This window comes from Streptomyces sp. P3, assembly GCF_003032475.1.
In the GTDB taxonomy this organism is placed as follows: domain Bacteria; phylum Actinomycetota; class Actinomycetes; order Streptomycetales; family Streptomycetaceae; genus Streptomyces.
The window spans coordinates 6959130-6970831 of sequence record NZ_CP028369.1; the positions used below are offsets into that span (position 1 = coordinate 6959130).

General features: G+C 72.5%; 7 protein-coding genes. 5 read left to right on the forward strand and 2 right to left on the reverse strand.

Going from position 1 to position 11702, the window contains the following annotated elements; all coding sequences use genetic code 11:
* On the reverse strand, positions 1 to 3699 hold the full coding sequence (locus tag C6376_RS30485; RefSeq protein ID WP_107446356.1) for a nitrate reductase subunit alpha: 3699 nt from the start codon (positions 3697 to 3699) through the stop codon (positions 1 to 3).
* 553 nt (positions 3700 to 4252) lie between these two features.
* Here C6376_RS30485 and C6376_RS30490 point away from each other — a divergent pair.
* Positions 4253 to 5236 carry a hypothetical protein gene (locus tag C6376_RS30490; RefSeq protein WP_107446357.1) on the forward strand — a complete coding sequence of 328 codons (984 nt, stop codon included), beginning with the start codon at positions 4253 to 4255 and terminating at the stop codon, positions 5234 to 5236.
* A gap of 158 nt (positions 5237 to 5394) precedes the next feature.
* On the opposite strand, the gene C6376_RS30495 is transcribed toward C6376_RS30490, so the two are convergent.
* A complete protein-coding gene (locus tag C6376_RS30495) occupies positions 5395 to 5817 on the reverse strand; it encodes a pyridoxamine 5'-phosphate oxidase family protein (RefSeq protein WP_107446358.1) in 423 nt (140 codons plus the stop codon).
* A gap of 536 nt (positions 5818 to 6353) precedes the next feature.
* Between C6376_RS30495 and C6376_RS30500 the strand changes: the two genes are divergently transcribed.
* From C6376_RS30500 to C6376_RS30515, 4 genes are all read left to right on the forward strand, one after another.
* Positions 6354 to 7565, forward strand: coding sequence for an MFS transporter (locus tag C6376_RS30500; RefSeq protein WP_107449283.1), 1212 nt, complete (start codon positions 6354 to 6356; stop codon positions 7563 to 7565).
* A gap of 585 nt (positions 7566 to 8150) precedes the next feature.
* Positions 8151 to 8396, forward strand: coding sequence for a DUF4333 domain-containing protein (locus C6376_RS45630; RefSeq protein ID WP_301554716.1), 246 nt, complete (start codon positions 8151 to 8153; stop codon positions 8394 to 8396).
* 25 nt (positions 8397 to 8421) lie between these two features.
* Positions 8422 to 9105: an ABC transporter ATP-binding protein gene (locus C6376_RS30510; RefSeq protein WP_107446359.1), complete on the forward strand. Its 684-nt coding sequence runs from the start codon at positions 8422 to 8424 to the stop codon at positions 9103 to 9105.
* 20 nt (positions 9106 to 9125) lie between these two features.
* The gene (locus C6376_RS30515; protein ID WP_107446360.1) at positions 9126 to 11144 is read left to right on the forward strand and encodes an FtsX-like permease family protein; all 2019 of its coding nucleotides are present in this window, start codon (positions 9126 to 9128) and stop codon (positions 11142 to 11144) included.
* Positions 11145 to 11702 lie beyond the last annotated feature (558 nt).

Here is an 11702-nt window from a genome sequence, read left to right on the forward strand (position 1 = left end):
TCAGTACTCCACTTGCTGGCTGCGGCGGCGGATGACGGTGACCTCGTCGCGCTGGTTGCCGGTCGGGCCGTAGTAGTTGAAGGCGTAGGTGAACTGGGCGTAGCCGCCCGCGAGATGCGTGGGCTTGAGCAGCAGCCGGGTCAGGGAGTTGTGGATGCCGCCGCGCTTCCCGCTGACCTCGGTCTTCGGGACGTTCACATTGCGGTCCTGCGCGTGGTACATGTACACCGTGCCCTCCGGCATGCGGTGCGTGACCACCGCGCGGGCCGCGACGACGCCGTTGCGGTTGTACGCCTCGATCCACTCGTTGTCCTTGACGCCGATCTTCTCGGCGTCGCCGGTGGACATCCAGATCGTGGGTCCGCCGCGGGACAGGTCGAGCATGTACTTGTTGTCCTGGTAGTTCGAGTGGATGGACCACTTCGAGTGCGGGGTCAGGTATCGCACCGTCACCTCCGCCCGTCCGTCCTCGCGCAGATGCTCGTCGCCGTAGTGCCGGGGCGCGTTCAACGGGGGCCGGTAGACGGGAAGTTGCTCGCCGAGTTCGGTCATCCAGTCGTGCTGGACGAAGAAGTGCTGGCGGCCGGTGAGGGTGTGCCAGGGCTTCTTGTGCTCGGTGTTGATGACGAAGGGGGAGTAGCGGCGGCCCCCGGTCTCCGAGCCGGACCACTCGTAGGAGGTGATCACGGACCGGGGCTGGGTGCGGGTGTCGGCGAAGGTGATCCGCTCGGCCTCGCGTTCGGAGGCGAGTTCCACCAGGCCCTCGCTGCCGGTCTGCCGCTCCAGTTCGCGGAAGCCCTCGGTGGCCAGCCGGCCGTTGGTGGTCCCGGACAGGGCGAGGATCGCCTCGCACATGTGGGACGCGGTGGCCAGGGAGGGCCGTCCGGCAGCGACTCCGTCCCTGACGGTGCCGTTGCGGTGCCGGAGGTCGTCGATCTCGCGGTCCGGGTGGACGGTGACGCCCTTGGTGGTGGTGCCCAGCGTGTCCAGCAGCGGGCCGACGGCGCGCATCTTCTGCGCGATCGCGCCGTAGTCCCGCTCGATGACGACGAGTTTGGGCATGGTGCGCCCCGGGACCGGCTCGCACTCCCCGTTCTTCCAGTCCCGCACCACGCCGCCCGGCTGGGCGAGCTCGTCGGGGGTGTCGTGCAGCAGCGGCACCGCGAGGACGTCGGTACGCGTCCCCAGATGCCGGGCCGCCAGCTCGCTGAACCGGTCGGCGATGGTGAGGAAGGTGTCGTAGTCGGTGCGGGCCTGCCAGGGCGGGGCTATGGCCGGGGTGAAGGCGTGCACGAAGGGGTGCATGTCCGTGCTGGACAGGTCGTCCTTCTCGTACCAGGTCGCGGCCGGCAGGACGACGTCGGAGAGCAGGCCGGTCGAGGTCATCCGGAAGTCCATGGTGACCAGCAGGTCGAGCTTGCCCTCGGGAGCCTCGTCCCGCCACACCACGTCCTTCGGCCGGTGCTCGGGCGGGGTCTCCTCGGAGCGGACCGCCGTGTCCGTGCCCAGCAGATGGCGCAGGAAGTACTCGTTGCCCTTGCCGGACGAGCCCAGCAGGTTCGCCCGCCACACGGTCAGCACCCGCGGGAAGTTGGCCGGGTCGTCGGGGTCCTCGGCGGCGAACCGCAGCCGCCCCGACTTCAGCTCGTCGACGATGTGCTCGGCGACCGGACGGCCCTGGGCGGCCGCCTCGTCCGTCAGGTCCAGCGGGTTGCGGTTGAAGCCGGGGTGGCCGGGCGTCCAGCCCAGGCGTACGGCCTGCGCCAGGCAGTCGGCGAACCCCTTGCCCTTGAACCGTCCTTCCCCCAGCGGGGAGGCCAGTTCCTCGGGTCCGAACGCCTCGTAGCGCCACTGGTCGGTGTGGAGGTACCAGTACGACGTGCCGGCCATGTGGCGGGTGGGCCGCTGCCAGTCGAAGGCGAACGACAGGTGCTGCTGCCCGGTGACCGGGCGGACCTTCTCCTGGCCGACGTAGTGCGCCCAGCCGCCGCCGTTGACGCCCTGGCAGCCGGTCATGGTCGTCAGCGCCAGGAACGCCCGGTAGATGGTGTCGGAGTGGAACCAGTGGTTGGTGCCGGCTCCCATCGCGATCATCGAACGGCCGTTGGTGCGCTCGGCGTTGCGGGCGAACTCACGGGCGATCCGGGCCGCCTGCTCGGCCGGCACCGACGTGATCGTCTCCTGCCAGGCCGGGGTGCAGGGCTCGCTCGCGTCCTCGTACGAGGACGGCCAGCTGCCGGGCAGCCCCGGCCGCCGCACCCCGTACTGCGCCAGCATCAGGTCGAAGACCGTGGTGACCAGGCGCCCGCCGATCCGCCGCACAGGTACCCCGCGCACCATGACCGAGCCGCCTTCCGTGCTGCCCTCGTCGAAGCGGGGCAGGGCGATCTCGACGGTGTCCTCGGCGCGGTCGATCAGGCTCAACTCGGGCACGGTCCCGCCCAGGTCGAGGTTCCAGCGGCCTCGCCCGGCTTCCCCCCACCGGAAGCCGAGCGAGCCGCCGGGGACCACCGGTTCACCGGTGGCCCGGTCCAGAAGTACGGTCTTGGACTCGGCGTGCTCCGTGTCGTGTCCGAGGTCGGCGGCGGTCAGGAACCCCTCCGGGACGAGACCGCGTTCGTGCTCGCGCAGGGTCACCAGGAACGGGGCGTCGGTGAACGTGCGCAGGTATTCCTGGAAGTAGGGCACTTCGCGGTCGACGAGGAACTCGCGCAGGACGACGTGCCCCATGGCCATCGCGAGCGCGCCGTCGGTGCCGGGGTGCGGGGAGAGCCATTCGTCGGCGTGCTTGACGTTGTCGGCGTAGTCGGGGCTCACCGCCACGACCTTGGTGCCGTTGTAGCGGGTCTCGGTGAGGAAGTGCGCGTCGGGTGTGCGGGTGACGGGGATGTTCGAGCCCCACATGATCAGATAGCCCGCGTTCCACCAGTCCGCGGCCTCCGGCACGTCGGTCTGGTCGCCGAACACCTGCGGGGAGGCGACCGGCAGGTCGGCGTACCAGTCGTAGAAGGAGAGCAGCGTGCCGCCGATCAGGGACGTGTAGCGGGCGCCGGCCGCGAAGGACGCCATCGACATCGCCGGGATCGGGGAGAATCCGGCGACGCGGTCGGGGCCGTACGCCTTGACGGTGTGGACCTGGGCGGCGGCGATCAGCTCGGACACCTCGTCCCAGTCGGCGCGCACCAGACCGCCCTTGCCACGGGCCCGCTTGTAGGCACGGGCCTTCGCCGGATCGCCGGTGATCTCCGCCCAGGCCGCCACCGGGTCGCCGAGCCGCTTGCGGGCCTCACGCCACAGCTTCAGCAGCGCCCCGCGCACATACGGGTAGCGGACCCGGCTGGGCGAGTAGGTGTACCAGGAGAACGACGCGCCGCGGGGGCAGCCGCGCGGCTCGTACTCGGGGCAGTCGGCGCCGATCGACGGGTAGTCGGTGGCCTGGTGCTCCCAGGTGATGATGCCGTCCTTGACGTACACCATCCACGAGCAGGAACCGGTGCAGTTCACGCCGTGCGTGGACCGCACCACCTTGTCGTGCGACCAGCGGTCCCGGTAGAAGCCTTCCCACTTGCCGTCGTTCTCGCCGAACACGGCGCGCCCGTCGGCGGACACCTCGCTGCGGGTGAGCAGCCTGCGGGCGGCGAGCGGCCAGCCTTCACCGGCCGCCGACGCCTGACGCCGTGCGTTCTGATCGTTCTCCATGGCTGGGAACGCTAGGCGGTGCCGACCGTGCCGCACCTGGGGCCGGCGGTCCCTGCCGGACGGCCTTTCGGCCCCCTTGGGGACGCCGTGACAGGGACCATTGGCCCTGGTGCCGGGGTCGGTCGGCCGGGGAGCCGGGCAGGCCCTCCATGCAGCCGGGTACGGATCGAACCGCAGATGCCGCATCGTCCAGCTCGTCCTGATGCCACCGCAGCGGCATACCGTTGGCGGCCTCCGGCGCCGCTAGAGAGCCGCTCGCGCCCCGGGCCCCCGCCCCGGCATCGCCTCGGCGGACACCGACCCGCCAGCCCGCGCCTCCTCTCCGAGGGCCGCGATCCACGGCACCTGGTGGAGGGGAGAACCCGTCAAGAGCGTCTGACGGCACGTCCCCCTCCGCCCTGCGCGCCTGGAGGAGGCCCGACTGCCGGCGCCGTGGCCCGGCTCGTGGATCGAGGCCGCATGGCCCGTCGGGAGGGGCCGGTCAACCCTCCCGGGCAGCGAGATGTCCGCAGAAGGTTGTCGGACACGAGGAAGAGCAGGTGAAGGAGCCCAGATGCAGACCGGGGAAGTCGACGCCACAGCCGTTCAGGCCCTGCTGGCCGCGGCGGTGGCGGCACCGTCGATCCACAACACCCAGCCCTGGCGGTTCCGTCTGGATCCGGACAGCCGGTCGATCGAGGTCCGTGTCGACCGGGAACGCTGGTTGCCGAGGACCGATCCGGAGCGGCGGGCCCAGTACCTGTCGGTGGGCGCGGCCGTTTTCAACCTCCGCCTGGCCGCCGCGCATCTGGGCTGGAATACCGTCGTGCGGCTGCTCCCCGCCGCGGACGATCACGATCCGCCGGCCACGGTGCGACTGACGATCGGGCCCGTGGCCGAGGGGCAGGCGTCCCTGGACGTCCTGTACGAGGCCATCGAGCGACGCCACACGAGCCGGATGCCCTTCACCGGCCGGCCGGTCCCGGAGCCGATCGTGACGGAGATGATCGGCTCGGCCAGGAGCGAGGGCGCGTACCTGGACGTCCCCGACATCGTGGGGACCCGGCGCCTGTTGCGGCTGACCGAGGCGGCCGAGGCCCGCAACGCCGGCCGCCCGGACCGTAAGGCCGAGGCACGCACCTGGGTCACCGCCCCGGGGGCGGACACCTCCTACGGCATTCCCCTCGCAGCCCTGGGCCCGCCGGACGCCTCCGGGCGGATGCCGATGCGGGACTTCACCGGAGAACTCCCGGCGTCACGCCCGCCGGTCCTGCGCTTCGAGCGCCACGCCCAGGTGGCCCTGCTGTGGACCGAGCGCGACCGGCGGGAGGACTGGCTGAGGGCGGGCCAGGCCCTGCAGCGCGTGCTGCTCACGGCGACCCTGCGCGGGGTGCGCACCTCGATGCTGCACCAGGCGATGGAGTGGCCGGACCTGCGGGCGGCGCTGGCCGGATCGAGGCAGCGGCGCTGCCCGCAGCTGCTGATCCGCTTCGGATACGGTCCGGACGGCGGCAGGACGCCCCGCGCGTCTGCACGACCGGTGACCGGTGACCGGTGACGTGGCGGGACCGGAGCCGGGGGCGCCGGTCTGAAGCACCGACGCGGGCACGGTACGAGGGCCGGGCCGACGAATCGCCTGCGCGCCGCCGGCTCGCGCCGGTCCGCTCGGCAGGCGTCGGATCCCGGCGCTCGCAGCGGGACGCGGCTCAGGACCCCTTACCGCGTGACGTGCGCTCCGGTGAGTTCGCGTCCGGTGACCATCTCGGACTTGATGCGTATGAATGCCGGGTTGTGCAGGGGCATCCAGGAGCTGGGGCCGGTGTGTGAGAGGCGTTCGTGTTCGGCGGGGTCGGTCACGACGGTGGCCCGTCCGGTGACGACCACGCTCCAGCCGGAGCGGGTGGCCGCGTCGAACTCGTCCGCCTCGAAGGCGACCACGACGCCGTCGATGGCGCGTGCGAGGTCCGAGTCCGGTGAGGTGCACAGCAGGACGGAGGCGTCGGTGTCCAGGGAGAAGTTGATGGGCAGGACCGCGGGCAGTGCCTGCCGGGTGTACACCACGCGGCCGACGGGCACCTTGGCCAGCAGGCGCAGGCACTCCTGCCGGTCGAGTGCGCGAAAGGCGTCGTTCTGGGACATCGGTCCAGGGTCCCCGCAGGTGCTGCGTGGAGGTAGGGCCGACCGGCCCACCTTTTCCGGTGATCCGTCGGGAGCGCCGACCCGGGGTCCCTGTTTCGCGCGGGGCGGGCCTGGCGGCCCGCGCGCAGGCAGGCCGGCAGGCAGGGCGGGCGGGCCGGCGACCCGTGCGCGGGCAGGCAGGCAGGTAGGGCGGGCAGGCGATCCGTGCGCGGGCGGGCGGGGAGGCGGGGAGGCTGAGGAGCGGGGAGGTTGAGGAGCGGGGAGGCGGGCGGGGTGGTTGGGTGGGGGTGGGACGGCTGGGCCCCGAATGGGGGGTCTGTTCGGCGGTCGGTAGGGACTCTTGGCCCATGCCGGCGGTGGTGGTGGTTGCGGACAGTGGTTGCGGATGCCGTTGGGCAGGCAAGGGGCCTGCTGGGTGTGATCGCGTGGTGCGGTACACCGGGCAGAGGAAAGGGACGGACACCATGGTCCAGTCGTTGAAGTCGAGGAGCGGGAGCGCGTCGTCGGGTGCTCCGGTGTCCGGCCGGGCGTGGCTGATGCTGGCTCTGGCCACGGTGGGTTTCGCTGTGAACTTCTGGGCGTGGGCGCTGTTGAGTCCCTTGGGCCCGCGGTTCAAGGACGGTCTGGATCTGTCGTCGTTTCAGCAGTCGTTGCTGGTGGCGGTGCCGGTGGTGGTGGGTTCTCTGGGGCGGATCCCGGTGGGTGCGCTGACCGACCGGTTCGGTGGCCGGGTCATGTTCCCGATCGTGTCGGCGGTGACCATCGTGCCGGTGCTCTACCTCGGTCTGGCCGGGCATTCCTCGTTGGCCGCGCTGCTGGTCGGCGGGTTCTTCCTGGGGATCGGCGGTACCGCTTTCGCTGTGGGTGTGCCGCTGGTCAACGCCTGGTTCCCGCCCGAGCGGCGGGGCCTGGCGATCGGTGTGTTCGGTGCCGGTATGGGCGGTACCGCGATCAGTGCCCTGACCACGGTGAAGCTGGTCGACGCGCGCGGCATGGCGACGCCGTTCCTGATCACCGCGGCGGTCCTGGCGGTGTATGCCGTGGCTGCCGCGCTGCTGCTGCGTGACGCGCCCGGCCGTACCGTGCCGAGCGAGCCGCTGGCGCGGCGGCTGGCCGCCACCGCCCGGCTGGGCATCACCTGGCAGGCGTCCGCGCTGTACGCGGTCGCGTTCGGCGGTTACGTGGCTTTCTCGGTGTATCTGCCCACCTATCTCAAGACCGGTTACGGGCTGACCCAGGCGGACGCCGCGAACCGTATGGCCGGGTTCGTGCTGCTGGCGGTGGCGATGCGGCCGATCGGCGGCTGGCTGTCGGACCGGCTGGGTCCGGTCCGGGTGCTGGCCGGGTCGCTGGCCGTGGTCGTGGCCGGCGCGGTCGTGCAGTCGTTCACCCCGGCGCTGGCCCCGGTGGGGACCATCGCGTTCTTGGCCATGGCCGGGGCGCTCGGCGCGGGCAGCGGGGCGACCTTCGCCCTGGTGGCCCTGCGGACCCCGGCGAACCAGGTCGGCTCGGTCACCGGCGTGGTCGGTGCCGCGGGCGGGCTGGGCGGATTCCTGCCGCCGCTGGTGATGGGCTCGCTGTACGGCGAGTACGGGACGTACGCGGCCGGTCTCGTGCTGCTCGCGGTCGTCGCCGCCGCGGCCCTGGCCTTCACCCTCACCGGTGTCCGTACCGCGGCCGAGGACAGCGAGCGCAAGCCGCGCACCGGCAGCGGGCGCGGGCACCGCACCGCCGGCACCACCGCCTGACCCCGACCCGACGAGACCAGGGGGGAGCGCGAGGCTCCCGGCGGTGGGTGACGGTGGTGCGGATGTACTGCCACGTCGGTGCTTCGAAGAGCCGGATGACGTGGGCGCGGTCGGTCCAGGTGGCCGACCGCGCGCTTCGTCGTGAAGGCCGTTCCCGAGAACGCGGTCGCAGTCCCCCTCCCTCCTTCCCTCCTTGCCGGTCGTCGAGGCCGGAGGATCTTCGCGCGGGGAGTGACGGAAGAGAGTTGTCGCTCCCCGCGCTCAGGGACGACCGGCATCAGCGGTGGGGCTGTACGGACGGCGGAGGCGTCCGGAGGGTCGGCCGGACGGCCGAGGCGTCCGGGGTCGGCCGAACGGCCGAGGAGCCCGGCCCGGAAGCCGACCGTTCGGCCGAGGCGGGCCGGGGTGTCCGAGGGCGAGGCTGAAGCCACTTCCCCTCCCCCCGAACACCAGGAGTTCGTGATGCGGCGCAAGTTCCACATCAGCCTCGTCGGCGGTGCGACACTCCTCGTCGCCGTGGGAGGAGGCGGCACCTGCCCGCCGGCCGACACCGAGTCGACCGACTCGTAGGACGCCTGCAGCACGGTGACGGTGGACGGTCACAGGGCTCTGCGCAAGAGCATCGTCCAGGGCCGCGTCGAGTTCACGTACCACCCGCTGCCCCGGGTCGGAGAGAAGGTCTCCGACGTGCGCTGCCCGGCCGGCCTCGAGGCCGGCCAGGGCGCCACCCCCACCTGCACCGGCGAGCAGGACGACGGCGGGGCCGTCGACATCCCCGTGACCGTGGTCGAGGCGACGGACTCCTCCGTCACCCGGACGTTCCAGCGCTGACACCCTCACTCCGGAGCAGCCCCTCATGAGCATTCTCCTGGCCGGACACGGCCTGATCAAGAAGTACGGTTCCACCACCGCGCTGGCCGGTGTGGACGTGGAGGTCGGCGAGCGCGACTCGCTGGCCATCATGGGCCCGTCCGGTTCCGGGAAGTCCACCCTGCTGCACACGCTCGCGGGGATCGTCCGCCCGGACGACGGCCAGGTGCTGCTGCGTGGTGAGCGCATCGACGACCTCGGTGAGAACCGGCTCAGCGCGCTGCGCCGCAAGCGGTTCGGGTTCGTGTTCCAGTTCGGCCAGCTGCTGCCCGAGCTGCCCGCCGAGGAGAACGTCGCACTGCCGCTGATGCTGGAGGGCGTGCCGCGCAAGGCGGCCGTCGAGCGGGCTCGCCGCTGGTTCGCGCCGCTCGGCCTCGCCGGCCTGGAGCGGCGCCGCCCCGGGCAGCTGTCCGGAGGCCAGGCACAGCGGGTCGCCATCGCCCGCGCGCTGGCCGTCGAGCCGGACGTGGTCTTCGCCGACGAGCCCACCGGCGCCCTCGACCAGAGCACCAGCGAGGAGGTCGTACGGCTGCTGACGTCCGTGACCCGCGAGCAGGGCGCGGCCCTGGTCATGGTCACCCACGACGCCGACGTCGCCGCCCACTGCGACCGCATCCTCCAGGTCCGCGACGGCCGGATCAGCGGCCACATCCAATACACCGTCGCCTGACGCAGAGCCCCGGAGACCCCATGCCTTCCTCCGTCCTGCCCCTGACCTGGCATCTGGCCCGCTCCGTTGGCCGCCGCGGTCTGCAGAGCCACCTGCTGGCAGCCGGCGCCGCCGCCGTGGGCGCGTTCGTGCTGCTGGTGATGATCGCCGCCACCCTCGGCTCCGGCGTCCGCGCCGACCACACGACCTGGCGCACCCCGGCCGCCGTGTCCGCCGCGCGGGCGACCGCCGTCCAGGCCGTGACCACGACGTACGCCCGCCACGAACCCGTCACCGTCGTGAACCTGGCCCAGCTCCCGGGCCGCCCGGCGACCCCCGCCCCGCCCGGGCTGAGCTCCTTCCCGGAGAAGGGCGAGGTGTATCTCTCCCCCGCCCTGGCCGAGTTGGTGCACAAGCTGCCGGCGAGCCGGTTGGCCGACCGCTTCCCGAAGCCGGCGTCCTACGGCACGATCGGCACGGCCGGACTCGCCTCCCCCGACGAGCTGGTCGTCGTGGTGGGCCGGGCGTCGACCGACCCGGCGGTGTCCGAGGCGGCCGACGGCGACAACTGGTTCGACGACGGGCAGACCGAGCGGGCCCCTGTCGCCGGGTTCTCCGCGGCCGAGCCCAAGCCGAGCATCTTCACCGGCAGCGACCGGCAGACGGCGGTGCTGGGTGTGGTGCTGGTGGTGGCCCCCGTGATCGTGCTGGCCGCGGCGGCCGGACGACTGGGCGCCGCACGGCGAGAGCAGCGGCTCGCCGCACTGCGGCTGGCCGGGGCCACCCCGCGGCAGATCCTCGCGATGACCGCCGCGGAGTCGGCGGCCGTGGGAGCGGCCGGAGCGCTGACGGGCGCACTCGCCTACGCGGCCCTGCTGCCCGCCCTCGCACGGATTCCCTACGGCGTCGGCACCTGGTACACCGGCCACCTGTGGGTGGGCCTGCCCCGGCTCGCGGCGGTGGTGGCGGCGGTCGTCGCACTCCTCACCGTCAGCGCCGTGTCGATGCTGCGCCGGGTGGCCGTCTCACCCCTGGGCGTCGCCCAGCAGGCCGATCCGCGCCGCACCCGCACGATCCGCCTCGTGCTGTTCGCCGTGGTGCTGGGTTACATCCTCGTCTCCGCACAGGGCGGCCAGCTCAAGACCCGGCAGCTGATCGCCCTGCTGGCGCTGTTCTACGGCGCGTTCTGGCTGTTCGGCCCGTGGGTCGTGGACCGGCTGGGCCGGATCGCGGGTCGCTTCGCCCGCCGCCCGGCGACTCTGCTGGCGGCCCGACGGCTCAGCGACGACCCGCGCGGCGCCTGGCGCACCGTCAGCGGCCTGGTGCTGGCCGGCTTGGTGGCCGGCTTCTTCTCCGTCATCGGGCTGGACGTCGACGCTTCCGACAACCACGGCCAGGTCGCCCTGGTGACCGCGGACGGCGCTGCCGCCCGGCACACGGCCGCCGAAGCCCGTACCCTGCTGCGCGAAGCGGGCGTCACCGCCTCCGTCGGCGTCCCCTCCGAGGACGACGTCGACAATGTGCTGGGCGGCAACTCGGGCCTGATCGCGCACGTGTCCGGGGGCCAGGAGCAGGTGGACACCGCCGTCACCGCGTTGACACCCCTCGGGGCGGGCCGGCTGCCGTTCACCCAGGACTACGTGAGTGCCCCGGACAACGTGAGCGCGGACCGCACAGGCGTGGTCGGCATCGCCGCCCTGGTCATGAGTTTCCTCGTAGCGGTCGCCTCCGCCGGGCTGACCGCCGCGGCGAACGTCCTCGACCGACGCCGTGTCTACGGGCTGCTGCGACTGGCCGGCACCCCGCTGAGGATGCTGGACCGGGCTCGGGTGCGCGAGACGGTCATTCCGCTGGCCGTCCTGGCCGGCGGCACCACCGCGATGGGCGTCTACGGCGCGTATCGGTTCAACGAGCTGGCCGGGGTCTCGATGAACACCTCCGGTGCCGTCCAGCTCGCCGTGTGCGTGGCCGTCGGCGCGCTGGCCATGTTCGCCGCGATCGCCTGCAGCAGGCCGCTCCTGCGGAAGGTGACCGCCGACGCGACGCAGACGCCGGACTGATGACCGCCGCTCGCCGGGTCCGATCCCGGGCGCGGCACGGAAGACCACGACGGGCTCCGCCGATCACCGGCGGAGCCCGTCGTGGACGGTCGGGCTTCGCGGTCGGCTCCGCGGCGAAACGATGTCGGCCGCCCGGGGATGCCGAACCGGTCCGCGCGCATGTCGAACACGGCGCCCCACCTTTGCTTCTCCAGCTCACGGACACCGAGCCGCCGACGGACCGCGTCGCCCGGTCGCCGCGCAGCTCTGCTTCGCCGTCATCGCTCGGACTACGGGGGACCGCACCGCCCGCCTCCTGCGTCGCGACGTGACGGATATGTTCCGATCTCTTGACGACCGGCGAATGACTGCGTAGACATGACCGCGCGGTCAGCCGAACTTCGCGGACATCAGCGAGGTTCGTCTCCGTGGTCACCGGGAGGCGCCTCGCACACGAGGATCAGGACGGGGCGGCGGATCCGCCGTGCCGTGCCGCGCCCCACGGAGTGGACGTGGCCGTCTCCGACCGAGCGGCCGGTCGGTCACGTGCTCGACGACGGGAACGACGCGACGGACCCG

Excerpts from the sequence above, each read along its gene's own strand:
- C6376_RS30515 (WP_107446360.1), top strand. The coding sequence starts at position 9,126 with ATGCCTTCCTCCGTCCTGCCCCTGACCTGGCATCTGGCCCGCTCCGTT.
- C6376_RS30510 (WP_107446359.1), top strand. The coding sequence starts at position 8,422 with ATGAGCATTCTCCTGGCCGGACACGGCCTGATCAAGAAGTACGGTTCC.
- C6376_RS30485 (WP_107446356.1), bottom strand. The coding sequence starts at position 3,699 with ATGGAGAACGATCAGAACGCACGGCGTCAGGCGTCGGCGGCCGGTGAA.
- C6376_RS30495 (WP_107446358.1), bottom strand. The coding sequence starts at position 5,817 with ATGTCCCAGAACGACGCCTTTCGCGCACTCGACCGGCAGGAGTGCCTG.
- C6376_RS30500 (WP_107449283.1), top strand. The coding sequence starts at position 6,354 with ATGCTGGCTCTGGCCACGGTGGGTTTCGCTGTGAACTTCTGGGCGTGG.
- C6376_RS30490 (WP_107446357.1), top strand. The coding sequence starts at position 4,253 with ATGCAGACCGGGGAAGTCGACGCCACAGCCGTTCAGGCCCTGCTGGCC.